Annotated in this window: 28 protein-coding genes and 1 tRNA gene; 18 read left to right on the top strand and 11 right to left on the bottom strand. The window is 53.2% G+C overall.

The genetic code is table 11. From position 1 onward, the window contains the following. Window positions 1-14 precede the first annotated feature (14 nt). Window positions 15-91: transfer RNA gene (locus CAG64_RS04870), tRNA-Asp, on the top strand. Between the two features lie 683 nt (window positions 92-774). On the opposite strand, the gene CAG64_RS04865 is transcribed toward CAG64_RS04870, so the two are convergent. From CAG64_RS04865 to hemC, 4 genes are read right to left on the bottom strand one after another with little or no spacing between them, the layout of a single operon-like run. Further along, window positions 775-1,956: a heme biosynthesis protein HemY gene (locus tag CAG64_RS04865; RefSeq protein WP_161457824.1), complete on the bottom strand. Its 1,182-nt coding sequence runs from the start codon at window positions 1,954-1,956 to the stop codon at window positions 775-777. Continuing rightward, a complete protein-coding gene (locus CAG64_RS04860; protein ID WP_161457823.1) occupies window positions 1,956-3,182 on the bottom strand; it encodes a uroporphyrinogen-III C-methyltransferase in 1,227 nt (408 codons plus the stop codon). The genes CAG64_RS04865 and CAG64_RS04860 overlap by 1 nt, the downstream gene beginning before the upstream one ends. Window positions 3,183-3,195: 13 nt before the next feature. Continuing rightward, a complete protein-coding gene (locus CAG64_RS04855; protein WP_161454401.1) occupies window positions 3,196-3,927 on the bottom strand; it encodes a uroporphyrinogen-III synthase in 732 nt (243 codons plus the stop codon). Between the two features lie 3 nt (window positions 3,928-3,930). After that, on the bottom strand, window positions 3,931-4,869 hold the full coding sequence (gene hemC / locus CAG64_RS04850; protein WP_161457822.1) for a hydroxymethylbilane synthase: 939 nt from the start codon (window positions 4,867-4,869) through the stop codon (window positions 3,931-3,933). A gap of 348 nt (window positions 4,870-5,217) precedes the next feature. Here hemC and CAG64_RS04845 point away from each other — a divergent pair, with 348 nt between their 5' ends. Further along, complete coding sequence (locus CAG64_RS04845; RefSeq protein WP_161457821.1) at window positions 5,218-7,746, top strand: class I adenylate cyclase; 2,529 nt, start codon at window positions 5,218-5,220, stop codon at window positions 7,744-7,746. Window positions 7,747-7,791: 45 nt separating this feature from the next. Here CAG64_RS04845 and cyaY read toward each other — a convergent pair whose 3' ends face one another. Next, entirely contained in the window at window positions 7,792-8,103 is a 312-nt protein-coding gene (gene cyaY / locus CAG64_RS04840; RefSeq protein WP_021707131.1) for an iron donor protein CyaY, read from the bottom strand. Window positions 8,104-8,178: 75 nt separating this feature from the next. Here cyaY and lptM point away from each other — a divergent pair, with 75 nt between their 5' ends. Genes lptM through yigB form a run of 6 tightly spaced genes read left to right on the top strand, consistent with a single transcriptional unit; the run spans window position 8,179 to window position 12,761 of the window. Further along, a complete protein-coding gene (lptM, locus tag CAG64_RS24060; RefSeq protein ID WP_040903185.1) occupies window positions 8,179-8,307 on the top strand; it encodes an LPS translocon maturation chaperone LptM in 129 nt (42 codons plus the stop codon). Between the two features lie 34 nt (window positions 8,308-8,341). Next, complete coding sequence (gene lysA, locus CAG64_RS04830; protein ID WP_161457820.1) at window positions 8,342-9,595, top strand: diaminopimelate decarboxylase; 1,254 nt, start codon at window positions 8,342-8,344, stop codon at window positions 9,593-9,595. A 10-nt stretch (window positions 9,596-9,605) separates the two neighbouring features. Continuing rightward, window positions 9,606-10,436 (top strand): diaminopimelate epimerase, encoded by an 831-nt coding sequence (gene dapF / locus CAG64_RS04825; RefSeq protein WP_021707134.1) that lies wholly within the window; start codon window positions 9,606-9,608, stop codon window positions 10,434-10,436. Window positions 10,437-10,445: 9 nt separating this feature from the next. Continuing rightward, window positions 10,446-11,147, top strand: a complete 702-nt coding sequence (locus CAG64_RS04820; RefSeq protein ID WP_161454397.1) for a DUF484 family protein — start codon at window positions 10,446-10,448, stop codon at window positions 11,145-11,147. Beyond that, window positions 11,119-12,048 carry a tyrosine recombinase XerC gene (gene xerC, locus CAG64_RS04815; protein WP_161454396.1) on the top strand — a complete coding sequence of 310 codons (930 nt, stop codon included), beginning with the start codon at window positions 11,119-11,121 and terminating at the stop codon, window positions 12,046-12,048. The genes CAG64_RS04820 and xerC overlap by 29 nt, the downstream gene beginning before the upstream one ends. Beyond that, on the top strand, window positions 12,048-12,761 hold the full coding sequence (gene yigB, locus CAG64_RS04810) for a 5-amino-6-(5-phospho-D-ribitylamino)uracil phosphatase YigB (RefSeq protein ID WP_161454395.1): 714 nt from the start codon (window positions 12,048-12,050) through the stop codon (window positions 12,759-12,761). The genes xerC and yigB overlap by 1 nt, the downstream gene beginning before the upstream one ends. Here the strand turns inward: yigB and CAG64_RS04805 are convergent. Further along, entirely contained in the window at window positions 12,747-13,343 is a 597-nt protein-coding gene (locus CAG64_RS04805; protein ID WP_161454394.1) for a tRNA-uridine aminocarboxypropyltransferase, read from the bottom strand. The two genes, yigB and CAG64_RS04805, sit on opposite strands and share 15 nt — an antisense overlap. Further along, window positions 13,343-14,845: a COG3650 family protein gene (locus tag CAG64_RS04800; RefSeq protein ID WP_161457819.1), complete on the bottom strand. Its 1,503-nt coding sequence runs from the start codon at window positions 14,843-14,845 to the stop codon at window positions 13,343-13,345. Before CAG64_RS04800 ends, CAG64_RS04805 begins: the two co-directional genes overlap by 1 nt. A gap of 40 nt (window positions 14,846-14,885) precedes the next feature. On the opposite strand from CAG64_RS04800, the gene CAG64_RS04795 reads away from it, so the two are divergent. After that, on the top strand, window positions 14,886-15,350 hold the full coding sequence (locus tag CAG64_RS04795; RefSeq protein ID WP_161454392.1) for an EVE domain-containing protein: 465 nt from the start codon (window positions 14,886-14,888) through the stop codon (window positions 15,348-15,350). A gap of 44 nt (window positions 15,351-15,394) precedes the next feature. Here the strand turns inward: CAG64_RS04795 and CAG64_RS04790 are convergent, their stop codons facing one another. Together CAG64_RS04790 and CAG64_RS04785 are read right to left on the bottom strand one after the other, a co-directional pair. Next, the gene (locus CAG64_RS04790) at window positions 15,395-16,225 is read right to left on the bottom strand and encodes a Cof-type HAD-IIB family hydrolase (protein ID WP_161454391.1); all 831 of its coding nucleotides are present in this window, start codon (window positions 16,223-16,225) and stop codon (window positions 15,395-15,397) included. 113 nt (window positions 16,226-16,338) lie between these two features. Beyond that, complete coding sequence (locus CAG64_RS04785) at window positions 16,339-17,346, bottom strand: alpha/beta fold hydrolase (protein ID WP_021707142.1); 1,008 nt, start codon at window positions 17,344-17,346, stop codon at window positions 16,339-16,341. A gap of 75 nt (window positions 17,347-17,421) precedes the next feature. Here CAG64_RS04785 and rhtB point away from each other — a divergent pair, with 75 nt between their 5' ends. The 6 genes from rhtB (at window position 17,422) to arsJ (ending at window position 22,549) form a co-directional block, all read left to right on the top strand. After that, entirely contained in the window at window positions 17,422-18,039 is a 618-nt protein-coding gene (rhtB, locus tag CAG64_RS04780) for a homoserine/homoserine lactone efflux protein (protein WP_021707143.1), read from the top strand. Window positions 18,040-18,054: 15 nt separating this feature from the next. Further along, a complete protein-coding gene (locus tag CAG64_RS04775; protein WP_161454390.1) occupies window positions 18,055-19,281 on the top strand; it encodes an EAL and HDOD domain-containing protein in 1,227 nt (408 codons plus the stop codon). Between the two features lie 98 nt (window positions 19,282-19,379). Then, a complete protein-coding gene (locus CAG64_RS04770) occupies window positions 19,380-19,721 on the top strand; it encodes a metalloregulator ArsR/SmtB family transcription factor (protein WP_161454389.1) in 342 nt (113 codons plus the stop codon). A gap of 24 nt (window positions 19,722-19,745) precedes the next feature. After that, a complete protein-coding gene (locus CAG64_RS04765; protein ID WP_161457818.1) occupies window positions 19,746-20,762 on the top strand; it encodes an ArsJ-associated glyceraldehyde-3-phosphate dehydrogenase in 1,017 nt (338 codons plus the stop codon). Beyond that, on the top strand, window positions 20,759-21,250 hold the full coding sequence (locus tag CAG64_RS04760) for a cyclin-dependent kinase inhibitor 3 family protein (RefSeq protein WP_161457817.1): 492 nt from the start codon (window positions 20,759-20,761) through the stop codon (window positions 21,248-21,250). Before CAG64_RS04765 ends, CAG64_RS04760 begins: the two co-directional genes overlap by 4 nt. 78 nt (window positions 21,251-21,328) lie before the next feature. Then, a complete protein-coding gene (arsJ, locus tag CAG64_RS04755) occupies window positions 21,329-22,549 on the top strand; it encodes an organoarsenical effux MFS transporter ArsJ (RefSeq protein ID WP_161454386.1) in 1,221 nt (406 codons plus the stop codon). A gap of 93 nt (window positions 22,550-22,642) precedes the next feature. On the opposite strand, the gene CAG64_RS04750 is transcribed toward arsJ, so the two are convergent. After that, window positions 22,643-23,020, bottom strand: coding sequence for a cystatin domain-containing protein (locus CAG64_RS04750; RefSeq protein ID WP_021707149.1), 378 nt, complete (start codon window positions 23,018-23,020; stop codon window positions 22,643-22,645). 231 nt (window positions 23,021-23,251) lie between these two features. Between CAG64_RS04750 and CAG64_RS04745 the strand changes: the two genes are divergently transcribed. Further along, entirely contained in the window at window positions 23,252-24,265 is a 1,014-nt protein-coding gene (locus CAG64_RS04745) for an acyltransferase (protein WP_161454385.1), read from the top strand. Here CAG64_RS04745 and CAG64_RS04740 read toward each other — a convergent pair. Next, window positions 24,262-24,591 (bottom strand): DUF2500 domain-containing protein, encoded by a 330-nt coding sequence (locus CAG64_RS04740; protein WP_161457816.1) that lies wholly within the window; start codon window positions 24,589-24,591, stop codon window positions 24,262-24,264. The genes CAG64_RS04745 and CAG64_RS04740 overlap by 4 nt on opposite strands. 282 nt (window positions 24,592-24,873) lie before the next feature. On the opposite strand from CAG64_RS04740, the gene CAG64_RS04735 reads away from it, so the two are divergent. Together CAG64_RS04735 and CAG64_RS04730 are read left to right on the top strand one after the other, a co-directional pair. Further along, entirely contained in the window at window positions 24,874-25,242 is a 369-nt protein-coding gene (locus CAG64_RS04735; RefSeq protein ID WP_021707152.1) for a hypothetical protein, read from the top strand. Between the two features lie 895 nt (window positions 25,243-26,137). Further along, on the top strand, window positions 26,138-26,761 hold the full coding sequence (locus CAG64_RS04730; protein WP_161457815.1) for a lysoplasmalogenase: 624 nt from the start codon (window positions 26,138-26,140) through the stop codon (window positions 26,759-26,761). Window positions 26,762-26,863 lie beyond the last annotated feature (102 nt).

Below are 26,863 nucleotides of genomic sequence, written 5' to 3'. Positions count from 1 at the left end.
AGTCTAACCAGTGCGGAGCGGTAGTTCAGTTGGTTAGAATACCGGCCTGTCACGCCGGGGGTCGCGGGTTCGAGTCCCGTCCGCTCCGCCATTTATTTCGAAAGCCTCGCTATCAGCGAGGCTTTTTTCGTTTTTCCCCGTTATTCTGGTCTTCGAGCAAACGAGTCCCGGTTGCTTGAAATCCCTACGGCTTTGGTTGCTTGAAATCCCTACGGCTTTGCCACCTCTTTCAGACCCTAGCAGAAATGCTGGGGTCTTTTTGTTGGTGGGTAAGCCCGCTCCCTGTGATGAATGTGACGCCCGAGTCGCTCTCACGCGTTTCGAGCTGGAATCCTTCGAAAACCCCAGTGGTGAAGGTTGAGCTTGATTGTGTATCGATGATTATTTTTTCTTTGTTAGCCCCCATTCTTGAAAGAGCTCTATTAGCCTAATCTCTGTGTTGTTCCTGTCGGCTCCGAAACCTTAGCCACTGTCATACTGGAGGGCTTGACTCGAGTGTCCGTGACTCTTTGACGTATGAGTCTGGGGTTACTCCAAGACGAGTCAGACATACCCAGAATTTACATACGGAAGGCGTTCGGGATCGATAAGACTTATGTTTGGCGGACCAAGTGTGTGGAGACTGGTGAGCTAGCAAAGCACCTTCTCTAATAGGAAAGAACGCTCGCTGTATACTAGGCCGTGTGAGGAGGAAAGAGAACAAGCAGCTGTACAGGAGAATGAGTAAAGAAAAAGCCGCGACAGGGTCAGCGGCTTTTTGCGTCAGAGTACCGGTTAAGTGTCTTTCGCTAGCGTCAGTGCTTTGCGGGTGACTTCATGAGCGGCTTTGTTCAGGCTTTGCTTTTCAAGAGCATCAGCCAGATACGCATAATCCGAGACATTAGAGCGATGTGATAACGCGGCTTCCAAATGAGTCTGGGCCTCTTTCCATTTTTGATCTCGCAGATACAACTGTCCGAGCGCACTGTGCGCTTCCGCGTTGGTGGCCTCCCTACGTAAAGCATCTTGCAAGAATACTTCGACTGGGTGGCGATCGGTCAGGTTCATTTCTGGGATCAGGGCATACAGTTCAGGTATCGATTGTTTCTTCAATGCTTCTTTGACCACAGTGAATGCTTCGTAATCGGCTTTGCGTGCGATTAACTGACGGGCAAAACAATGCACTAAGTGGGTATCGTTTTTCAGTTTTCGGGACAAACTGTTCCAGTGCTGAATGAGTCCCTCACTGCCTTTTTGCTCGGCGATATCACGCAACAGGCCGCATTGGGCTTTCTGACTCAATTCATCATGCTCTGATTGTGTGATCAGTTTGGCTTTGACCAGGCTAGGCAGAAGCTCAATCAACGGCTGCCATAACTTGAGTTCTAAATAGACTCCCTTTAACAGGTCGATAATCACGCTGTTGGTTGGGTACTGACCTTTGAGCGTCGACAGCGTGTCGAATGCTTCTGCATATTGCTTGGTGCGGATTTGCTGTTTCGCTTTAGTCAGTTCAACCGCCAGTTTTGCGTCTTCTTGTTGCCCGGCCAGTGCCAGATACTCATCCCGCTTTTGGGTATCGCCTTGGCCCAGAGCGGCTTCCGAGGCGACCAGGTAGCACAGCAGCGGCATGTCGTGATGATTGGCCCAGCGCGTCACTTTTTTCTCGGCGGCTTTAAAGTCCCCTTCCAGAAGTTTGATGATGCCCTCATTGGTGTAACGGCGGGAGCGACGCTGCTTACGTACATTAAACCAGTTCCAGGTGACGGAGCTGGCGTACAAGGCTTTCTTGATCGTGTACTCAAGTGCAAAAAGTGCGGCCAGTGCCGCGATGATAAAGATCACCAGTGTGGTCACGCTCATTTCTATGGTTTTGTCGGCGATGGAGATGAGGACGTATCCCTGCTGACCGGAGTATTGAGTGCCGACGAACAGGCCCGCTCCCAAAACAACAAAGAGAAATATTATCCGGAACATTATTTCTCCTCCGTGATCAATGTGGTTACTTCACGACGCAGTCGCTCTGTGATTACACGGTTCAGAATATCTTGAGTTTCCAGCTCGACTGGATACTCGACCTGGATCTCTTGTTTACCCAGCTGTTCCAGCACAGCGTTAAAATCCCGGACGCCTTTATCTTTTTGGTTCAGGTAGTTGCCGGACCACTCCAGGGCAGTGGACAAAGCGGAGGTGTACACTGGCTGTTGTTCCTGATACACCGCGCGGATCGCGGTTTCCAGTTTGGCTTTGATGTTTTCTTTGAGGTAAAAATCTTGCTCAGGCGTCAGCAACGGAACGACATTACCATCGCGGGTACGGAAAGTGATGAAGTTTTCACTGAAGTCTTTCAGCGAGGTCATCAGATTGGTCTGCCAATCATTGATGTCATCCGAAACTGGCTGTTCGTCTGCGTGGGCTTCTTTCGGCAAAAGCGCGTTCGCCAGGGGCAGGCGGTCAACTTTTTGTTGCAGTGCCGTGATGCGCAACACCAGTCCGTCACGATCGACCAGCGGAATCGATTTAAGATCCGTGATGTCGTTGGCCATGGCTTTGCGTAGCGGTACCAGGCTTGGATCGTTGAGCGCCGCAATACGTTGATCGGCACTTTCCATCAAGCGAGTTGCGGTCTCCGCATCGTGCTCAAGAAACAGTTTACGACCGGCCAGTTTGACCAAGTAATTGGCTTCCGCCAGCAGCCAGTCATTCGGGCGGCGACCTTTCACATCGGCAATCGCCAGTTGCAGGCTTTCAATGCTTTTTTGTTGCTGGGTCAATACGGTTTCCGCACGATGGGTGATTTCGGTTGCCTTTTTAACCGTTTGTTGCTCCATGCTGTCCAGATCGGATTGCATTGCTGTTTGGGCTTGAGCTAACTGGGTCTTCAGGGCTGAAATCTGTGCCTGATATGCTGCGTCTTTCTGGCTGGCGTGGTACGCCAGACCACCGCTGAGGGCAATGGAAATCACAATCGCAACAATGCCAAGTTTCACGCCGCGTTTGGCTTGTTTTTCCGCATTAGACGTTGATTTGCCCGGTTCTGACGCGGCGTCAGAGCGGGAGGATTGTGATGCTTGAGCGGGTTTGGCTGGCTGAGCATTGTCCTTATTCTCGGCCTTGCTTTCAGGCGATGTGGTGTCAGCGCCTGAAGTCGGGGATGTTTTCTCTTCAGGGTCAATGTGCTCATTGTTATTTTTGCTTGTCATTGCGTATGTCCTGTTATGTGAGCTGGAGAGCTTTCATTATTTCATTGTTTGATGCGCCACCGACATTGACGACGTGGCGAAAGCCAAGCTGATGTGCTTGTGTGCAGATCCTTGCACTCGGCACCAGCAAGCGTTGTTTCTGCACCCACGGCTGTATCGCCGCGGGAAGTTGCGCAAATAGAAAACGGAGTTGTTCGGCACTGGTCACGACCAGCGTATCTACCTGTTGCGCTTGCCAGTCGGCGACGCTGCGTTTGGCGTCGAAGACCAGGTTGTGTCGCTGGTATGCTTCCAGGTAGTGCACATGGGCCCCTCTGGCGGTGAGGGTATCGTAAATTAACTCACGTCCCCCGTTGCCGCGCAAAATCAGTATTTTCTTATCCTGCACTTGTTGCAACTGCGGCAGTTGCAATAAGTGCTCACTGTCACTGATGTCCGGGTAGTGTACTTTTTGTTGCGTGGCTTTGCTTAAAACGTGCGCAGTTTTTTGACCAACGGCAAGGTATAGGGTGTTGGTCGGCCAGGGGTGTTGGTTTTGAGACAGTGTCAGGTCGGCAAAATGCGCGGCGTGTTGGCTCACCGCAATGAGGATGTCGCTGTGAGGAAGACGCGTCAGCAATTCACTCAGTTCACGTCCGGGGTCAATGCTGATTAAAGGATGATAAATCGCTGGCTGGCCGACCTGAGCCAGTTGTTGGCAGAGCTGTTGCCCCGCTGGCGCGGGGCGGGTGACCAACACCGTCATGGTTTACTCGTGATCCTCATACAAGCGGGTCAGAATGGCTTTCGCTCCCTGATCAAGCAACTGCTGCGCCAGTGTGACGCCGAGTTGTTCCGCCTGCTGGCGATGCCCGCGTATTTCACCGCGTACAATTTGGGAGCCGTCTGGCTCACCCACCAGAGCGCGGAGCCAGAGCTCATCGCCATCGAGCAGCGCATAGCTGCCGATCGGTACCTGACATCCGCCTTCCAGCGTCAGGTTCATGGCCCGTTCGCACTTGACCCGGTCAGCGGTGTCTGGGTGGTTGAGCGGTGCCAGAAGGGTCAGCAGACGCTCGTCATCCAGACGGCATTCGATACCAACGGCGCCCTGGCCGACGGCTGGCAAAGATTGTTCTGGTTCAATAAAGCTCCGAATGCGTGATTCCAGTTCGAGACGCTTTAAACCGGCCGCGGCCAAGATGATGGCGTCGTATTCGCCTGCATCGAGTTTACCCAGCCGTGTGCCCACGTTACCACGCAGCTCTTTGATCACCAGATCGGGGCGATACTCTTTTAACTGACATTGACGGCGCAGACTGCAGGTGCCGACAACGGCGCCTTGCGGCAGATCATCGACATTGTGGTAAGTATTGGAGACAAAGGCATCACGTGGGTCTTCACGCTCACAGATGGTGACCAGTCCCAAGCTGGGTGGAAAGTCGACCGGAACGTCTTTCATCGAATGCACGGCCAGATCGGCACGCCCTTCCAGCATCGCGACCTCAAGCTCTTTAACGAACAGGCCTTTACCACCGACTTTGGCCAGTGGTGTATCCAGAATCACGTCACCTTTGGTCACCATGGTGACCAACTCCACCTCCAGGCCCGGGTGAGCGGCTTGAAGGGCGTCTTTAACAAAGTGAGCCTGCCATAAAGCGAGGGGACTTTTTCGCGTGGCGATTCGGATAGGAGTGGACTGTGTCATGGGTATCCTGTTGTTCGGTGTATAATGCTCTAATCCTACCATTCCCTGTGGGAAAGTCTCATCTCTAGATCGCGAGGCGGACAAATTGGCATGTAAGCCATGCTGCATCGGCAAAAGAATGTGATTAAAGTCTCAACTCGGCGATGTGTGATTATCAGATCGATCAGTTGCGTACCACACTATGTCGAAATCCAATATGACAGAGACGTTTCAACGTCAGACGAGCGCAAGAGTTCGTTCATTTCTTTACCAATCGAAATAAAAGTGTTAGATTGATCACGTTTTGTCGGTGCGATAGAATAAAAGTTAAACAGAGCACCTTAAAGAATTGAAACCAAGGACTTGACCTTGAAGGCGTACACCCAGACCCTGATCCAGCGTTTAGACAAACTGAACCAGCAACGCAGTGAGCGTGCGCTGGCTCTTATGGACGTGCAAAGTCAGCGTGTCTTCCACCTGATCCCGGTCCTGTTTCATTTCAATCATCCCATTCTTCCCGGTTACCATCACGATGACGTCCCACGCGGGGTGTTCGGCATGGTGTTCAATGACGTGCAGCAGCAATTTATTGAAGAAACCGAACTGACGATCGGTCAGTCTCTCAACTCCCCAGCGCAACATGACATTCTCGGTCTTTATACCATGGGCAGTACGTCTTCGATCGGACAGAGCACATCGAGTGATCTGGACATCTGGGTGTGCATTTCACCGACGATGGGCAAAGACGCGCGTGAGGTGCTGATCCGTAAATGCCTTCTGATCACGGAGTGGGCTAAAAGTCAGGGGGTGGAAGCCAACTTTTTCCTGATGGATGAGACGCGTTTTCGCACCAATCAGTCGGAAGAGATGACGGGGGATAACTGCGGCTCGTCACAACATTTGCTGTTGCTGGACGAATTCTACCGCAGCGCGGTACGTCTGGCGGGCCAGCGTCTGCTGTGGCAAATTGTGCCGCCGGAAATGGAAGAGTGCTACGACGAATACGTTGCCAACCTGTGTTGCGAAGATCACATCGACTGCAGTGAATGGATCGACTTCGGTAAACTCAACTGCATTCCGGCTGAAGAGTATTTCGGCGCGAACTTGTGGCAGTTGTATAAAAGTATCGACTCGCCCTACAAGTCGGTGTTGAAAGCGATTCTGCTTGAAGCGTATTCGTGGGAGTACCCGCACACTCAGTTATTGTGTATTGATACCAAGCGCCGTTTCTTTGCGCATGAGCCGGATCTCTATGGTATGGATGCATACTATCTGATGCTGGAAAAAGTGACCCGCTATCTGGAACGTATTCAGGATGAAACCCGGCTGGATCTGGTGCGGCGCTGTTTTTATCTCAAAACCCACGAAAAATTGTCGCGTGAGCCGGGTGCCGGTTCTGTGCCCTGGCGCCGTGCGGCACTGAGTGACATGATCAGTCGTTGGAATTGGAATGCCAACACACTGGTGGAGCTGGATAATCGCCGCAACTGGAAAGTAGAACAGGTCAAAATAATGCATCATCAGTTGCTGGATGCACTGATGCTCAGCTATCGTAACCTGATCCAGTTTGCCCGTCGCAATGACATTACCTCGGCTATCAGTCCTCAGGACATCAGTATTCTGGCGCGTAAGCTGTACGCGGCGTTTGAGGTGCTGCCGGGCAAAGTGACGCTGCTCAATCCCCAGATCTCTCCGGATTTACATGAACCGGATCTGACGTTCATTCAGGTACCGGAAGGACGCACCAATAAATCTGGCTGGTATCTGTACAAGCAACCCCTGGTGCCGCATCGCATTCTTGGTCAGCCGAGTCTGGAGCACAATGTATACCTGAGCAAACTGGTCGCCTGGGCGTTTTTTAACGGAATGATTACCGAATCAACCCGGCTGCATTCTGTGGTGCGTGACTCGCACCTGGACATCGATAAGTTTTATCAGATGGTCAGCGATTTGCGGAATACGTTTTCACTGCGCAAACGTCGCCCGAGTATGCAGGCACTGGCCAGTCCGTGTGAAATCAGTCAGTTGACCATGTTCATCAACTTTGAGAACGATCCGACGCAATCCCTGCAGGGTAAAGCGCTTAAGGTGGACATGAAAAACATCGATATCTTCAGCTTTGGCCCACAGCAGAAAAATCTGGTTGGCAGTGTTGACCTGGTGTATCGAAATTCCTGGCATGAAGTGCGCACATTGCATTTTAAAGGTGAGACGGCCATTCTGGACGCGTTGAAAACGGTATTGGGTAAGATGCATCAGGATGCGCTACCGCCGGAGTCGGTCGATGTGTTCTGCTACAGCAAGAACTTGCGTGGCGTGATGCGCAACATGGTCTACCAGTTGCTGGCTGAATGCATCGACTTGCGCCTCAAGCCCGTGGAACCGGAGAAACGTCGCCGTTTTAAAGCCTTGCGTCTTGGTGACAAGATGTACGGGTTGTTCTTCGAACGACGCGGTGTGTCGGTACAGAAGCTGGAGAACTCGGTCGATTTCTACCGCTGTATCTCCACCAATAAGCTCAATGGTTCTCCCTTGCTGGTGCTCGACCGTGAACAGGATTACCAGTTGCCGGAAGTGGTGGATGGTTTTGCCAGTGAAGGTCTGATCCAGTTCTTCTTTGAAGACACCGAGCAGGGGTTCAATATCTTTGTGTTGGACGAAGCCAACCGGATAGAGGTCTACCACCAGTACAGTGGTGAGAAAGATGAGATGATCGCCAGCGTGAACAGCTTTTATACTTCGGTGCGTGATGACGATTGTTTGTCGTCGCAGTTTATTAACTTCAACCTGCCGCAGTATTATCAGATTGTGCACCCTGAGGACGGAGAGAGCTATATCGTGCCATATCGCAACGATGGTTGTGCCTACACCAAGCCATCGCGCGCAGTGAACGCCTGATAAAAAAGAGCCTTTTGGGCTCTTTTTTCGTTGTGGTGGGCGAGCTTACCAGTCGATGGATTCGCCGGCGTGTTTCTCGCACTCTTGTTTCACCATGGTGATGAATTCCACGCCGGTCTTGGAGCAGATCCACTCTGCGTCTTTGAGTTGAAAGTGAAAACCGCCCGATTTGGACGCCAGCCAAATCTCGTGCATCGGCTCCTGACGGTTGATGATGATCTGGCTGCGATCGTCAAATTCCAGAGTCATGACATTGCCGCTGGTCTCGTAATCGATGTCCGCGCCTGACTCATCAATTGCTTCTTCAATGATTTGCAGCTGGGAATCGACCAGTTGATGAAATTCAGTATCGTTCATCCTTTCTATCCTATTGCTTTTCCTGAGTGTGGTGCGATTATAGGGGGCATTGAATCAATAATCACGATATGCAAAATGAAAAAATCTATTATGGCGTTGTTTCTGTTATCGGTAATGGGACTGGCAGGCTGTGGTCAGACTGGCCCGTTGTACTTCCCGGAAGACGCTCAGCAGAATCAACCAGAGCAAGACCAGGCTCAATAACGTCATTTCAGTCGAATTTATAAGGGATAACACTTTGGATTATTTCAACTATCAGGAAGATGGCCAGCTTTGGGCCGAAGAAGTTGCGCTCGCCACTCTGGCTGAGCAGTACGGCACGCCACTTTATGTCTACTCACGCGCGACGCTGGAGCGTCACTGGAACGCGTTTGATAAATCCGTTGGTGAACATCCACATCTGGTCTGTTATGCCGTTAAGGCCAACTCCAATCTCGGGGTACTCAATGCCCTGGCGCGCCTTGGCTCTGGGTTTGATATTGTTTCCGGTGGAGAGCTGGAACGCGTGGTTGCCGCGGGCGGTGATCCGGCCAAAGTGGTTTTCTCCGGTGTGGGCAAAACCGAAGCGGAGATGAAGCGGGCACTCGAGCTCAACATCAAGTGCTTTAATGTGGAGTCGGAACCGGAGCTGGAGCGTCTGAATAAGGTCGCGGGAGAGCTGGGTGTCAAAGCGCCGATCTCACTGCGTATCAATCCGGACGTGGACGCCAATACTCACCCTTATATTTCGACTGGTCTGCGCGACAACAAATTCGGCATCGCTTTTGATCGAGCGGCGGATGTGTACCGGTTTGCTCAAAGCCTGAATAACCTTAATATCCAGGGCATCGACTGCCATATCGGCTCTCAACTGACCAATATTGCGCCGTTTATTGATGCGACGGATCGTCTGCTGGCGCTGATCGATCAACTCAAAGCTCAGGGTGTGAATATCAAGCATCTTGATGTGGGCGGTGGTCTGGGGGTGGTGTATCGTGATGAACTGCCGCCACAACCGTCGGAATACGCCAAAGCGTTGCTGGCCCGTTTGAGTCACCATCAGGATTTGGAGCTGATTTTTGAGCCTGGCCGGGCGATCGCTGCCAATGCCGGCGTGTTGCTGACCCGAGTCGAGTTTCTCAAACACACCGAACACAAGAATTTTGCCATTATTGATGCGGCGATGAACGATTTAATGCGTCCTGCCCTGTATCAGGCGTGGCAGGATATTGTGCCGGTCTCCCCGCGCCAGGGGGAAGCGGTGACCTACGACTTGGTTGGCCCGATCTGCGAAACCGGTGATTTCCTCGGCAAAGACCGCTCGCTGGTGCTGGAAGCCGGCGATCTGCTGGCGGTGCGATCTGCCGGGGCTTACGGCTTTGTGATGTCATCCAACTACAATACCCGCACCCGTGCGGCGGAAGTGATGGTCGATGGCGATCAGAGTCATCTGGTTCGTCAGCGTGAGACACTGTCCAGCTTGTGGGAACTTGAACACTTGCTTCCGGAGTAATAACACCAATATGCACTTCCATTTTTCCAAAATGCATGGTCTGGGCAACGATTTTATGGTTGTTGACTGCATTACCCAGAACATCTTTTTTTCTCCTGACTTGATCCGTCGTCTGGCGGATCGTCATACCGGTGTCGGCTTTGACCAATTGCTGGTGGTTGAAGCGCCGTACGATCCGGAAACCGACTTTCACTACCGGATTTTTAATGCCGATGGCAGTGAAGTTGAACAGTGCGGCAACGGGGCACGCTGCTTTGCCCGCTTCGTCCGGATGAAAGGTTTAACCAATAAGTTCAGTATCAGTGTCAGCACCAAGAAAGGTAAGATGATCCTCAGTGTGGAAGACGATGACCAGATCACCGTCAACATGGGGGTTCCTGAATTTGAACCGGGCAAGATTCCGTTTCGAGCCAAGCAGACAGAGAAAACCTATATCCTGCGTGTTGAGGACAAAACCTTGTTCTGTGGCACGGTCAGTATGGGGAATCCACATGTGGTGACCGTGGTCGATGACGTAGACCATGCCGATGTGGAAACACTCGGACCGTTACTGGAATCGCATGATCGCTTCCCTGAGCGGGTCAATGCTGGTTTTATGCAAGTGGTCAACCGCAATGCAGTGCGCCTGCGCGTGTATGAGCGTGGCGCTGGTGAAACGCAAGCGTGCGGCAGTGGTGCCTGCGGCGCGGTGGCCGTGGGTATCGTTCAGGGGTTACTGGATGACAATGTCACGGTGAGTTTACCGGGTGGTGAGCTGCGTATTCGCTGGCAGGGACCAGGTCAACCCTTGTTCATGACCGGTCCGGCGACCCATGTGTTCGATGGCCAACTGACGTGTTAAGGAGAGATTTTGGCTCACATTGAAGCAGATGCTCTGACCGCTGAGGTCGTAGCGGAGTATCTTCGTGATAACCCCGATTTTTTTCTTCATCGCCAGACCTTAGTTGAGAGTCTGGCACTGCCCAGCCAGGAGCAGGGCGCCGTGTCTCTGGTTCATGTTCAGCTGAGCCGTCAACGTCAGCGAATTGAAGAGCTGGAAGAGGAGATCACCACCCTGATGTCGCTTGCCGCCAGCAATGACCGCACGTTTCATGAATTTATGCAGTTGCAGGAGCAGATTTTGCGTTGCGCTACGCTCAGTGAGGCACTCAAGGCGATCGAGAACAAAGCGCGTGAGCTGAATCTGCGAGCGTACGTGCGCCTGCTCCGTCGTGAAGACGGGAAATACGCACTGAGTAAAGAGCAATACCAGCGTTTCGCCACCAATCACCTGAACGGCAAGCCGGCGTATCTGGGCCGGATGCGCAAAGCGGATCGTCTGGCGCTGTTTGGTGAGCATGCCGCGGCTCCGGAGATGGGATCCTACGTGGTGTTACCACTGCAAAAAGGCCAGCCTCAGGGAGTGTTGGCATTCTCCAGCGAAGAGGGCGGGCATTTTCAGCCGCACATGGATACGCTGTTTTTGCGTCATTTAGCGCTGGTGCTGGCGCACCTGATCGAGACCTTACCCTGGACAGAGACTCATGAACGAGCAACCGGCTCTTCTGCCTGAGCGGCTGCAGGCACCGCTGACGAGGTTTTACGAATACCTGCGCAGCGAAAAAGGCCTCAGCCTGCATACCCAGCGTAATTACAAGCAGCAACTGGAAACCATGGCGCACCACCTGGTTCAGATGGGGCTGTGCGACTGGCAACAGGTGGACGCGGCCTGGGTACGGCAACTGGCGAGCAAAGGCATGCGCGAAGGAATGAAAGCCAGCAGTCTGGCGACGCGGCTTTCTTCTTTACGCAGTTTTTTTGATTTTCTTATCCGACGTGGTGAGATCAGCGCCAATCCAGCCAAAGGGGTGTCTGCCCCGCGCAAGCAGCGTCCGTTGCCCAAGAACCTCGATGTGGATGAAGTGGGTCAGCTACTGGAAGTGAACGACGATGATCCGTTATCGATTCGCGATCGGGCGATGATGGAGCTGATGTACGGGGCGGGGCTGCGATTGGCCGAAATGGTCAGTGTTAATGTGCGCGACGTCAGTCTCAATTCCGGTGAGCTGCGTGTGGTTGGTAAAGGCGACAAGGAGCGCAAAGTCCCGTTTTCCGGTATGGCGCAGGAATGGGTGGCTAAGTGGCTCAAAGTACGTGCCACGCTGGCGAAAGCGGAAGAGCCGGCGCTGTTTGTTTCTAAACTTGGGGTACGCATTTCGCATCGAAATGTGCAAAAACGCATGGCGGAATGGGGACAGAAACAGTCAGTCAACAGTCACATCAGCCCGCATAAACTGCGCCATTCGTTCGCCACGCACATGCTGGAATCGAGCAATAACCTGCGAGCGGTGCAAGAGTTGCTCGGACACGAAAACATTTCCACCACGCAGATCTATACCCATCTCGATTTTCAACACCTGGCTCAGGCTTACGATCAGGCGCACCCACGCGCCAAAAAGAAAGGGAGCGACTAATGCAGTGTTACCGCCAACTGAATCCGGTCAAAGCGATGACGTTTGATCTTGATGACACTCTGTATGACAACCGGCCGGTGATCCGTCGGGTCGAAGAGCAGATGGTGGTCTGGCTGCACACGCATCATCCGCTCACCGCTAGTGAGTCACATAACTGGTGGACGGCACTCAAAATTCGTCTGGCTCAGCTTGAACCGGCATTGCGGCATGATGTTACGTTATGGCGTTTCCGGCAAATTGAGCAGGGGCTGATCGAACTCGGCTACACTCCGGCGCAGGCTGAACTTGCGGCACAGGCAGCCATTGAGGAAGTCTTGCGTTTGCGCAGTGATTTCACCGTGCCGCAGGAAACGCACCGGGTATTGGGGCAACTGGCCCAGCGTATGCCGCTGGTGGCGATCACCAACGGCAATGTGGATGCCGAGCGAATTGGGTTAGCGGGCTATTTTCAGCGGGTACTGAAAGCCGGTCCGGATGGTCGTGCTAAACCGTACCCGGATATGTTTGACCAGGCTCGTGAACAGCTCGGTCTGGACGCCGCTGAGATCCTGCATGTCGGCGATCATCCGGTGACCGATGTGGCTGGGGCACTGGATAATGGTTTTATGGCTTGCTGGTTCAATGACCAGCCGGCGAATCTGCGCGAGAACCGCAAAGCGCGTTTGTTGCCACACTTGACGATCAGCCGCCTGGAGCAGTTACTCGCGCTGTAGAGCATGGCCGCTTTTGTCGGCCTGATAAGCGTCCATTGAGACCCGCAAAAAAGCCCGCAGAGCGGTGGCACTGGCGTACTCTTCTGCGGCGGTCAATAGTTCACACCCCACTTCCAGCGTACACAGATGGCCCGTCTCCTGATTGCGCCGCAGACGATAAGCGGAATCTTCCGCCGGGCTGAGGTGCACTTGTGGCAAAGCTTGTAGCCACGGGCTTTTACGCAACATTTTGCGCGCTTCTTGCCAGGTTCCATCAAGCACGATGAACAGCGCTGCTTTTCCTAGACGCTGGCCGTTATGCCAGGCCTGTCCGGCGCTGACACTGTGCGTAGCCGGGAACACCAAATAAGGCGTTACGTCACCACAGCTCATGAGCCGCAGCAGATCGGCTGGCGGGGTAACCCGGCTCCAGCGATAACGGTGGCAATGGGGTAAGCTTTTGGCCAGCCAGTGACCGGTATTGGTGGCCCGTTCAAACTCATTGTCGTGGGTCAATAAGGCCAGTCTGACCGCACTGTCAATATGGGGCAGGGCTGGACAAATGCACTGATGGTGCAGGCCGCAGTCAGGACAGGGGGCCATTACAGCGCCAGCCCGTGCAGAGCAGGCGACAAGCCATCGGAGAACAGGGTTGTCTCGCTGATGTTGGCGGCATCGGCTTGCGGCGCGGTGCTGGGGTTGAGCGGGTAGCGCTTACCATTGTAGCGCAGCACATGATCGGCCGCTTGTGCACCGCCACCACCGACGTTCAGGATCAGATCCTGCCAGCCCTGATGTTGCTGTGTGCCGAGTGTGAGCGGCGTGCGCACCAGAGTGACCCGGCTGTTGATGTGCCACTGCTGGGCGCGTTTTTCAAAGATCAGTAAGGTACAGCCCCCCGAACCGCACCAGTCGAGCTGAGTTAACAGCTCCGACTGACCGTCGCCATTGAGGTCATAGGTCAGCCAGCGGTAGTGCGTGCCTGCGGCAGGGTTGTTGGTTTGTTTGAGGTATTGACGCACGGCCTGATCGACCTGAGGGTCAAACGTATTGCTCGACGGTATGGACTTTGGGTCAGTGCCGGCCTGACTGCCGGCACGATACAGTTGCAGCCCGCCGTTGGCGATCGGATACACCAGGGTACCGACTTTTTCTTTGTCGGCACTGAGGGTGTCACCGGTGCGGGTGAAAATTCGCTCTGACAGCAGATACTGGCGCTGGTGTCGGGTCATCATTACCTGAACCTGTTCCGGATTGAGCGGCTGCCAGTAACCGGTTTCCACGATACTCGGATCGCCGTTGTTGTAATCGTAACGGGTCGTGGCGGAGTGATCGGTGTTGAGTTCCAGTGTGATGCTGAAGTTACTGGTCTGCGTGGATTGAGCTTGATACTGACCAATCCAGTGCTGGCTGCCATCGGCATTGGCGAGTGTCGCACAGCCTTGATAGGTTTTGTCATTCAGTTCCAGTGTCGAGCGCCAGGCGTAGATACTGTCGCTCATGCCATCGCTGCATGCTGCTCGCTCGAGAGTCAGTTCCCCGCCTTGCAGGCGGTACTGGCGGGTATCGCTCTCAATACGGCGCGATTCAATCGCGACTGGTTGAGCCGCGCCACCAGGCGTGCGCACTACCAGTTGTTGCCCCTCAAAACTGGCGCTCCAAAACGGCTCGGTGCCAAACGCACGGGTCGGGCGCGGTGACTGATCGCAGCGTTGTGGATTTTCTGCGCTGACTAGGTTGAGGTGATCGACTTGAAACCGGGCAGTGAAATCGGCGTCGGGGCCGGTGCGGGTTGGAAGCAGCAATTGGCCGACCACTTCGACGTACAGGGGCTGATAAGGGGAGTGGGACAGCGCCTTGGCCTGCTTGAGTTGCTCCGGAGATAATTCCAACCAGTATTGTTGGTTGCTGCCGCACGGCATCAGTGTGCGTGCTTCACTCCCGATCACAGCCTGACCGCGCAATATGAACGTCTGAGGAACGATGGTGTCTGGTTGATCCAGACTGGCTTTGGTCATCGGTTCACCGACCTGCGTGCTGGTGGTGGAACAGGCCTGCAACGCTAACAGGGCGGCAATCGTGGCTGGGTTTCTCAACGCCTTCATGGTATATCTTCCTCGTGACACAAACTGACTGGACTTGATTATGGCATACTGGCTGTTTAAAACCGAACCAGACACCTTTTCTATCGATACTCTGCGGATACAACATACCTCATGCTGGGAAGGCGTGCGTAATTATCAGGCAAGAAATATGTTGCGCGATCAGGTCAAGGTTGGCGATCTGGTGCTGATCTACCACTCTTCTTGCAAACAGGTGGGGGTGGCGGGCATTGCCCGGGTGACCAAAGCGGCGTATCCGGACCACTTTGCCTTCGATCCTGAAAGTGATTATTACGATCCGAAATCCACACCGGACAATCCCCGTTGGGTGATGGTGGATGTGGAATTCGTGCGAAAAACGCAGCGCATAATCCCGCTGTCGGTGTTAAAAGCGATGCCGGAGCTGAGCAACATGCCGCTGGTAAAACGCGGCAATCGCTTATCGGTGATGCCGGTCAGTGAGGAGGAGTGGCCGGCGATTCTGCGCAAGGAAACGGTGAATGGATAGATAAAGCAGCCAGAGTGGCTGCTTTTTTGATGCGTAGGAATGGTTCAGTCGAGTAAGTGATCCGCCAGATAGTGGGCGACCGCATCATCGGTATTGGCGCCAATCACCTGGTTGTCCGGCAGCGCCTGCTTGACCTTAATATGAGAAGTGCCCATCACCAGCCCTTTGCCCGCCATCGACAGCATTTCCACGTCGTTCATACCGTCGCCAAACGCAATGCAATTGTCCAGTGTGTGGCCGAGAGATTTCGCCACTACCTGCAGCGCATGGCCTTTGGACACGTTGGCAGCCATCACTTCCAGACACCAGGGGGTGGAAAACGCGACGTTGAGGCGCTCGCCGAACTCGACGTTTAGCTGATCTTCGTATTGCACCAGATGCTCATGATCCTGTGCCGGGTGGGTAAAGAAGACTTTTGCCACGCCCTCGGTTGGTGCGTGGTCGATATCGAACAGAGAGTAGCTAAAACCGGAATCTTTATGGAAGTTGCGCAGCAGTTCATCTTCCTGGCTCATCAGCCACTCTTCATTGCGGTAGATGTGCACCTGAATGTCCGGATCCTGTTTCACCATGTTAATGATGGCCTGCACCAGTTCAGGCGGCACGTTGTCGCTGAACATCAACTGGTCATTCTGATCGTGCACCCGGGCACCGTTGGAGGTGATCATGTAGGCCGGGATACCCGCTTGTTCTCGGATCCCGGCGACGTCGACATGGTGACGGCCAGTCGCGAAGACAAAGGTGTAGCCCTGCTGATGCAGCTGTTTGAGTGTGTGTTTGGTGTAGTCACTCAATTGATGGTTTGGCGCCAGTAAGGTTCCGTCCAGGTCCGAGGCCACAATGTGGAATGGAGTCTTTGTGCTAGCCGTGGTCATATCACCCTCATCAAAACGCTAAGCCGCAGTGGCCGCATGCCACTGCGATAGAGAAACCAGTCTACGTCAAATTGAGGAAGAAAAAGAGGGTAAAATCCTCACAGAAGATTTCCTTATTTTGCTCGCGTGGATCCGTGGCGGTCGAAAAACGCGAGCAGACTGTCGAGTGCCTGATTGCGGCAGCGATCGATTTCAAACAACAGTTCATGGCGGCTGCCCTGGATCACCTGCAGCTCGCAGTCCGGATTGGTTTTACGCAGTTTACGGATAAATACATCCTGAGCTTTGTTACTGACGATCGTATCCCGCTCAGCCTGAAGCAGCAGAAACGGTAAAGTTAACTGGCGGGTCAGCAGAATGCACTGTTTCGCGGCCAGTAGTCCCTGCCAGACCCAACGCGTGGACGGTCCGCCAATTTGCAGCTGTGGCATGCGGTCATACAGCTCGCGGAACCAGCGATAACGCACTTCACTTTGCGTCAGAGGGTTGATCTCAAACGGTTTCGGATAATAAGCCTGATGACCGGGCGCGTAAGTCGGTTGGGCGTAGATGGTGGTCATTGCCATGCTGAGTGGAACCGCTATCGGAGACAAATACCATGGAACACTGACGCCGTACATTGGTGCGCTGACGGCGATCGCATCAAACGAATGTTGCGGATGGGTCTGCAGGTAGCGGGTAGCAATGGCGCCGCCCATCGAATGTGCCAACAGAAACCGTTGTTCGTAATGGGTCAGGTCGAAGTGGGTGAGCAGGCGCTCCATATCGAGAATGTAATCTTCAAAGTCGTTGACGTGTCCCATTTGCGGGTCGCCAAGCATCCGGTCTGACAGCCCTTGACCACGGTGGTCAAAGGAGTAGATGTCGTAGCCTTGCTGAAACAGGTCGTAAAACAGCTCCTGATATTTCCACGCGGCTTCGATGCGACCGTTGACCACCACAATCGCTTTGTTGTGCGAGTCACAGGTCAGACGACACCAGTAGAGTTTTGTTTTATCGAAAGATTTTATAAATCCTTCTTCTCTCCGCTGCCAGAGGTCAGCAATATTGCCATTCATGGCTTGCTCAAAGGTGCACTCTTGAGTATAAGAATGACTATCAATTGGACTCGAAGAATTCATTGTATCCTGTTGGAACCGCGATGAACTGAGTCCCAATTATGTGTGCCTGTAGTCGTTTAGTCGAGGGAAAATACCATGGATCTGCATGTTTGGTTAGCGTATGTCGCAACAGCAATCGTCTTCAGTCTGGCGCCGGGATCCGGTACGGTGAATTCGATCAGTAACGGATTGAGTTATGGGACACGCAAATCCCTGGCGGCGATTGCCGGCCTGCAGGTTGGCCTGGCATGCCACATAGTGTTGGTAGGGGCGGGGATTGGGGCTCTGGTGGCCAAGTCAGCACTGGCGTTCACGGTGATCAAATGGGTGGGAGCGGTGTATCTTATCTGGCTTGGTATCCAGAAGTGGCGCGATCACAGCAGTCTGGCGACAGTCACGGATGGCGCAGCGCTGCCGGCGCGCACCTTGTTGAGAAAAGCAGTGCTGATTAATCTGACCAACCCGAAATCGATAGTGTTTCTGGTGGCGCTGTTCCCGCAGTTCATTGATCCGGCTGGCAACCAGTTGACGCAGTTGATGATCCTCGGTGTCACTACCGTTGTGATCGATTCGTTTGTGATGCTCGGTTACACCAGCCTGGCGTCACAGATGGGGCGTTTTATCCGCTCTGAGCGGGTGATGAGCAAAATTAACAAAGTTTTCGGTTCAATGTTCATGGGATGTGGGGCATTATTGGCGGCCGCTAAAGCGTGATAAGAGCCCGGTGTAATGCGCGAAACGTTTGTTGCCCGACAACCGATTTTTAATGCCAAGCGGCACACCTTAGGGTATGAGCTGCTGTTCCGTGACGGGGAAAACAATGCCTTCCCCGCTCACGTGGAATCGAATCGCGCGACGTACCGACTGATCGTCGAAAATTTCCTGTCACTCGGCACCAATCCGGGGATTACCCGCTCACGTTGCTTTATCAATTTTCCCTATCAGGCGTTGATCCGCCGCCTGCCTCTGGTGCTGCCTAAAGAACAGGTGGTGATCGAAATTCTGGAAACCTGTCCGCCGGACGACGCGCTGTTTGATGCTGTACGCGAGCTGTACCATAAAGGCTATCTGCTGGCGCTGGACGACTTTGTCTACAGCCCGGACTGGGAGCGCTTCCTGCCGTATGTTCAGATCATTAAGCTCGATATCATGGCCATGGGGCTGGAGCTTGCGTGTGAGTTTGTTCGCCAGCGTCTGGCGCGCGGTTCAAAACGCCGTTTTCTTGCTGAGCGCATCGAAACGGAGGCCGAGTTTGTGGCCGCGCGTGCCGCCGGGTTCTGTTTTTTCCAGGGCTATTTCTTTGCCAAACCGGAAATGATTCGCCAGCGCTATGTCAGCCCTGAGCATCTGCTGGCAATGGAGCTGTTTCGCGAGGTGTGCCGCCCGGACGTGGACTTCGAAGCGGTGGAACGGATTGTCTCTCAGGATGTGGCACTGTCGTACAAGTTGCTGCGTTTCGTCAATACATTATCGGATCGCCTGGAAGTGGCGATCACCTCATTTCGTCAGGCGCTGGTGTATCTGGGACAGGACCGACTGAAAATTTTCGTGTCGCTGGCGGTAGCGTCGTTCGTTGCCACCCACAAACCCAAAGAAGTGTATAACCTGTCGCTGCAACGTGCGCAGTTCTGTCTGCTGATGTCTTCTCAGCCACAATTCGTTGGGCACCGTGATCAGGCCTTTTTAATTGGTCTGTTCTCGGTACTGGACGCGCTGCTGGATACGTCTTTGGAGGCGCTGGTGGAACAACTGCCTTTGTCTGACGAGATCAAAGCTGCCCTGCTGCAACGCAGCGGTCCTTACGGTACTTTGCTGTCAGTGGAAGAGTGTTTCGAACGTGCAGACTGGTCCGGATTGCGTGAGGCGTGCGTGCGTGAAGGGCTGAATGTCGAAGCTGTGGTGAGCAAATTGTCTGAAGCGCAGCGCTGGAGCCAGGACCTCAACAAGCTGATCTGAGCCTCTCAATGAACCTTTTGTGACAATCGACGTGGCCGGATTGACCTGATGGTTTGGTAAGTTAATATATACGCATATCCATATATGAGTATGTGTTAATGCTGCCACATCAATTTTTTAAGTTGCTGTCTGACGAAACCCGGGTGCGCTGCCTGCTGTTGATCATGCGTGCACAATGTCTGTCGGTTGGTGAGCTGACCGAAGCATTGCAGGAAAGTCAGCCCAAGATTTCCCGCCATCTTGCTCAGCTGCGTGCCAGTGGGCTACTGGTGGATATCCGCCAGGGGCAATGGGTGTTTTACCGGCTGGCTAATGATCTGCCGGGTTGGATGCGCAAACTGATTGATGATCTGGTGGCGTCTAACTGTCTGCGCAGTGAATATCAACAGGATCTGGATCGGTTACTGGCCGCAGAAAACCGCCCGGTTTGCTGCGTCTGAATTTAGGTGAAAGAGAGAATCAACATGACAATTAAAGTCGGAATTAACGGATTTGGCCGCATTGGCCGCCTGGCTTTGCGTGCCGCGTTTGACTGGCCGGAACTGGAATTTGTCCACATCAATGACGTCGCCGGCGATACGGCTACCCTGGCGCATCTGCTGGAGTTTGACTCTGTGCAGGGACGCTGGCATCACACGGTTGAAGCACAAGGTGGCCAGTTGTTGATCGATGATCAGCGCATCACGACCTCTCAGGAGCGCGAGATCGCTGCGGTAGACTGGTCTGAGTGTGATGTGGTGATTGAAGCCACGGGCGTGCATCGCAAAACGGCATTCCTCACTCAGTATCTTGAGCAGGGCGTGAAACGTGTTGTGGTGTCGGCACCGGTGAAAGAGCCAGGGGTTGCCAACATTGTCGTCGGCGTCAACGAGCACATCTTCGATCCGCAGAAACACCGTATCGTGACCGCAGCGTCTTGCACCACCAACTGCATAGCGCCAGTAGTGAAAGTCATTCACGAAGCGCTGGGTATTGAGCAGTCCTCGTTTACCACTATCCATGATCTGACCAACACCCAGACCATTCTGGATGCGCCGCATAAAGACTTGCGGCGTGCCCGCGCATGTGGGATGAGCCTGATCCCAACCACCACTGGCAGCGCCACGGCGATTGTGGAAGTTTTCCCGGAACTGGCGGGCAAAATCAACGGCCATGCGGTCCGCGTGCCACTGGCGAATGCGTCACTGACCGACATCATCTTTGACGTCAAACGCGACACCACGGTCGATGAGGTGAACACCTTGCTGAAACAGGCCAGTGAAGGGGCGCTGAGCGGTATTCTGGGCTTTGAGGAACGTCCGCTGGTGTCGATCGATTACAAAGGCGACCCACGTTCCACGATTGTGGATGCGTTGTCGACCATGGTGGTGGGGACGCGCATGGTGAAAATCTACGCCTGGTATGACAATGAAATGGGCTATGCGACCCGCACCGCTGAATTGGTGCGTAAAGTGGGCCAGGCTCCGGAGGTAACGGCATGACGCATCCAAGTTGGGCGCTGCCGCTGGCCGGCAGTGCATTGGTGCTGACGCCGTGTCCGGGGACCAAAGGTGTTGCGTTGGCGGACTCACTGCAACAGCTGTATGCCCAAGGTGTACAGGCGGTGGTGACGGCCATCAGTGACGATGAGATGGCTCAGCACGGCGTCACGGCGCTGGGTACCCTGACCCGCTCACTGGGCATGGAGTGGTATCATCTGGTGATTGAAGACGATTGCGCGCCGGATGAGGCGTTTGCTCTTGGCTGGTCAGAAGTCAGTCCGGCACTGCACCAGCGTATTGAGCAGGGCGAGAAAATTGCGTTGCACTGTATGGGTGGTTCAGGTCGCACTGGTCTGCTAGCGGCGCATCTTCTGCTGGAAAAGGACTGGTCGCTGGAAGAGATCATCGCCCGCGTTCAGGCACTGCGCCCTAGCGCCTTCACCAAGTCGGTACAACTAGACTATGTCCGTTCTTTGGTGCATGTCTAGGGGCGTCGGGAGTATTTGGGTTGCCATGATCCAAATGCTGCTGGTGCAACCGGATGCCCTCAATCAAAAGAGACTGCGATGATTTCAAGCCTGAGTAAAAGCGTCCGTCAATACATGCTGGTGACGTTCAACTACTGGAACTTCACACTGACCGATGGCGCGCTGCGTATGTTGGTGGTGCTGTATTTTCACGAGCTGGGTTACGGCACACTGGCGATCGCCTCCTTGTTCTTGTTCTACGAATTTTTTGGTGTTGTGACCAACCTGATTGGCGGCTGGTTGGGCGCGCGGTTGGGATTGAATAAAACCATGAACGTTGGTCTGGCGATGCAAATTGTCGCTTTGTTGATGCTGGCCGTACCGGCCGTCTGGCTCACGATCCCTTGGGTGATGGCCGCGCAGGCACTGTCTGGTATCGCCAAAGACCTGAATAAGATGAGTGCCAAAAGCGCGATCAAAACTCTGGTGCCGGATGCGCAGCAAGGAGCTTTGTATCAATGGGTTGCACTGCTAACCGGCTCGAAAAATGCGCTCAAAGGCGCGGGCTTTTTTATTGGCGGTCTGCTGCTGTCGCTGTTCGGTTTTAAAGTGGCGGTGCTGAGCATGGCCTCAGTTCTGCTGGTGGTGCTGTGTGGCAGCCTGATTTGGTTGGAAGGCGATATGGGGAAAGCCAACAGTAAGCCGAAGTTTCGCCATATTTTTTCTAAATCGGAGAGTGTGAATATCCTCTCGGCGGCGCGGATGTTTCTGTTCGGTGCCCGTGATGTCTGGTTTGTGGTTGCGTTACCTGTTTATCTCGGCAGTGTGTTCGGCTGGGATCACCTTGCCGTAGGTGGGTTTCTCGCCTGTTGGGTAATGGCGTATGGGGTCGTGCAAGGGCTGGCGCCGCGCTTGACGGGCAAATCATCTGGCCGGGTGCCGGATGGCAGTGCAGCGCTGGGCTGGGCTGGGCTGCTGGCGGGCGTGACTGCACTGATTGCTTACGCTGTACAGATTGGCTGGCAGCCAGAGCTGGTGATTGTGGTTGGTCTGATGTTGTTCGGTGCGATATTTGCGATCAATTCGTCACTGCACTCTTATCTTATCGTCAGCTACGCCAAGGGCGATGGAGTGTCACTCGACGTCGGCTTTTATTATATGGCCAATGCGATGGGCCGCTTGATCGGCACGGTGCTGTCCGGTTGGGTGTTTCAGGTGGCGGGTCTGGCCGCGTGCTTATGGGTATCGTGCGCGTTTTTAATCATGACGACCTTGATCTCCATCCGCCTACCCAAAGCACCTCAGGTGTCTTCGGCGTAGAGAGCGCGAACAAGAAAAAGGCTGGCCCCAAGGGGTCAGCCTTTTTTGTTGCTCCAAAAGTAAGGAAAAGAGCAACAATTCGTCGATATAGGGTTACGGGCAGAGCGGACCTGGCTGCGCAGCCTGAGTCATGGAGTATTCGCCTTTCAGTGAACGAAAAACGATGGTGTGCCAGATCTGGCCATCATCCATACGGAAATCAATCGCATAGTTGGTGCCGGCTACCACCTGAGTGCGCACCGTGAGAATCGTGTCGAGTTTCGCTGACGTGTTCATCTGTGTCAGGACCGTCTCAAGCGCCTGACGGGTATCGTCGTCCACTTGGGCCGCAGACCAGCCTCCGGCCAGTTGCTCAGAGCTGCACATCGGGTTGGCATCCGGCAGGGTATCCGCGCTCTCTGTCTGTTGTTGGTTATCGCAGCCGGCCAATGCGGCCAGACAAATCAATGACGTTGTTAGTGCTTTGTTCATAGCAGCCTCTGTAGGTTCTGCGGGCATTGTAGTGCAATCCGGCCTGATCCGCTGTGTCACTATTAAGACTGCCGGCAGGGAATGATGAGTTTGTCTCCACATGTTATAGCACAGCATGGGCTAGGGGAGTGAGCGCAATCAAAGCGCTGTGAAAACAATTTGTTAATTATCTGACAGTGCAAATTTTGTACTGTGCTATAGTCATCGCGTTATGCATAGTCAGGATGCGGGATGAGAGAAAGAGTACAGTTTTTTGATTTGGCCCGCTGTGTGGCGGCGGTGGCGGTGATTGCTATTCATGTTCTGGCGCCGTACCGCAATGAATTGGGCAGCATTCCTTTTTCTGAATGGGCGACGGCGGTCAGTGTCAACAGCGTCAGTCGCTGGGCTGTGCCCGTCTTTATCCTTATCACCGGCGCTTTGATGCTCAGTGATCAGCGTCCGTTTGAACTCAAATATTATGTCCGGCGTCGGCTCGGTAAAGTGCTGCTCCCGTTTGTGGTGTGGTCGCTGTTTTACGCCTATCTGTCCGGCTGGAGCGCGTCCGGGTTCGATGCCGAGACAGCTCAATCCGTGCTGGCCGGCAGCCTCAGCCATGAAACCTACTACCATCTTGGTTTCTTCTATTATTTTATTCCGCTCTACTTTGTCATTCCGTTGCTGCAGGTGGTGGTGCGAAAAAGTGGTGACAGTGGTATCTATGCCTTAACTGGGGTGTGGCTGTTGACCACGCTGCTGTTTTTGTTGCGAATTGATGGCCCTTGGAGCTGGCAGATGTGGCTGTTCAGTGGTTATCTGCCACTTGGTTATCTGTTGTATAAAAAACTGCCGCTTACCCCCGTGATGGTCAGCGTGGTGACGGTACTTGGCGTTGGCGCACTGTGGCTGACCGCTGAAGCGGTGATCACGATCAGTGTTGCCAATGGGGAATACACAGTGGGACGTTGGCTGTCTTACAAGACTCTGAATGTGGTGTTGGCCGCCAGCATGGTGTTTATGCTGTGTCGTTATTTTGGTGAACGGCTATCGGGCAATGGCCGTACGATCGTGAGTTTTGTCAGTAAACACAGCTTGGGTATTTATCTGTTGCACCCTATTTTTTTGTGGCCGATGAAAGCGTATGGCTGGTATCAAGGGCACCCCGCTTGGGTTATTCCGTTGTGGATTGTGATCAGTGGAGCGGGCGCTTTGGGATTGAGCTGGCTGTTCTCTCGTTCGGCGAAAACAGCCTGGTTACTGCCTTAGCGTTTCAGGGCAAAGTGCAAAAACGTATCGCCCTGATAAGTGAGAATGCCTTTGTCCCCCGGGTTGAGGGCATGAAAGTAATGCCCCCCGACCTGAAACTCCCGCTTTGGCCCTAAGCGGCCTTTTTGAACGTATATCCAGAACTCCTGAGCATCCTCGCCGGGCTGGGCATCGGCGACATCGACGGCTTGCTTATCGAGGATGGTCACCTCGACGGTGTGCTCGGAAGCTCCCTGACCTTGGATGTGCTTGCGGTAAAAACTCAGAAAAACCCAGGCGGCCAGAACCACCAACAGGCCGATAAGAGCGAAAAGAGAGACGGGCATACATGACCTCCAAATATCAGGTGCCCGGCTATTGTAATCGTGTCGGCGCAAAAGTGTGATGTTCTGTCGGAGCAATTCGTGATGCTGACGGAATGTCGGCAGAAAATTTCGAGTGACTTCACAGCCGGGTGTGTGGTGTGGATCCCAGTGTGCATCCGGAGGTTGAGTGTGGTTGGGTTTCAATGGGTTAAACTATGCAACAACGAGCGAGAATGGTTTTTCTTCGCCGGCAAAACTCATCAATATGGAAGAATAAGACTAAACTAACAGTGGAGGGATGCCATGTCTGATATTGAAAAAGTGGTCATGCGAACCCGAAAGCTAGAAACGCTACTGCGAACCCGTTATCACGCGGAGGGGAAAGGGTTGCATCAATTGATCACCAGCTGTGAAGAGCGCTTACCGCATGATGTGGTGGGTAAGCTGCGTTACATTGCCACCATACGCAACAAAGCGGCTCATGAACACGACTACCATCTGGAAGACCCACGTGGTTTCTTGGCAGCGTGTGATGACTGTGAAAAAGAGCTGACCCCGCGCAGCGGCCGGTTTATCTGGCGTGTGGCGATCATGCTGATGACGCTAATCACGCTAGCGGCTCTGGGCTTCTATTATATGCATTGGGACATCCTGTCTCAGCATCTCAAATAAATCGAATCTATCAACCAAAAAGGGACGCATGATGCGTCCCTTTTTGTCTTTTTTATTCGGTGCTTAGTACATCATCGGCAGTGTCATTAGACCCACGACAACTGCGATCATTACCAGTCCCTGCTTCTGTGAAGACGTTAACATAACACTGCTCCTTTGATTGATGTTCAAACTATGTATTTAGAATAGATCATGTTTTGCGGCTTTTCAACAAATGATTTTTTCAAGTCGATAAAAATCATTGTTTCATTGCCGTCTAATGGCAGTTTTTACGCATTTAAAGTTGTTCTTTTGAGGTGTTTTCTTAATGTTCGATTTGTATTTAAAAACAACGAAAGTTTTTTAAGTACTTGTTTTTAATTGGTGATTTAGCGTCATTTATCACTCTGTGATTATTGTTTTTGTGTTTTCATGGCTTAGCTTGGTTAAGTGTCGATTGGCTAACTAAAGTCTGACAATGTCATTGTCTTGTCATGGCTTTTGAGAGTTATTGTCATTTATGGGAGGGGGTTGAAAGTGAAATGATCGTCTAAATCCGATTTTTATCCAGATTTTAAACTGAGACTGTCTTATCGGTTTTTATTGTTGTTTTTTGTTTTATCTATATGAATTCTAATAGTTAAAATGATGTTTCTTCTTTTTTATTCATGGCGTGGAAGACGGTTTTCGAGTGAGTAAAGTGATCAGGTTTTGGTCTGGGGAGTGTAAAAGTGGTGCTTTTGCACTAAAAGACCGCTTGCTGGATGATTTGGCGTCAGTGCGCAAGAGAGGCTGATTTTAAACGCGGCGATGCGCAGCGTTGGAAGCTCTACTCAGATCCAACTTTTTACCTGCGCTTCTGGACATCTTGCCCAACGTGCCTACACTGGCCGGCGAAACAGAGCGAGGTAGTGACATGTGGAGTTGGCTATCCGTAGCACTGTCTGGTTTTATCAGTGTTTCGGCCAATGAAAGTAATAACAAGGCTCAGGCCGTTGTGTTTAAAACGCTGAGCATGGTGTTCCTGCTGGCGATGATTTGGAACGTCCCCGGGGAAATGAGCGCAGCCATGAGCTGGATTGCCTTCGGGCTGATTGTGTCCGTACTGGCGGATACCTTCTACATACTCAAAAACCATTCTCGGCTGAGTTTTATCGCATTTTTGCTGGCGCAATTGTGTTACAGCAAAGCATTCTGGCTGCAGATTTCGGGTGACATCGTCTGGTGGTTGCCCGCCTTGCTGGTGGCCAGCGGCATCGTGTTGTTTTTCCTTCTCTTACCTCAGTTGGACCGGCTGATTTTTCCTGTCACCATGATGGGCGTGGTGCTGGTTCAACTGGCGTGGGCGGCGGGTGAAAACTGGTTGATCCAGCAATCGCTTGCCAGCAGCCTGGGCTTTATCGGGGCGATTGTATTGATCGCATCGGCCGGGATGCTGGCGATCCACGACTACCGTAAACCGTTTCGTTGTGGCCGTTATCTGATCTCTGGCAGTTACCTGCTGGCGCATTCGCTGATCACCGCATCGGTGGTTCTCTGAGCGCCAACGAGCCTTCGCTTCGATGAGTCTGGTGGTGTGATAATAACGTGCCACAGGATTATGGCGGGCGGGGAAGCGTTCAAGTGTTCAACGGACTGACAT

It is taken from the genome of Vibrio sp. V38_P2S17PM301, from assembly GCF_009904845.1.
Classification (GTDB): Bacteria; Pseudomonadota; Gammaproteobacteria; order Enterobacterales; family Vibrionaceae; genus Vibrio; species Vibrio proteolyticus.
This window is presented reverse-complemented; position numbering and strand designations above follow the sequence as displayed.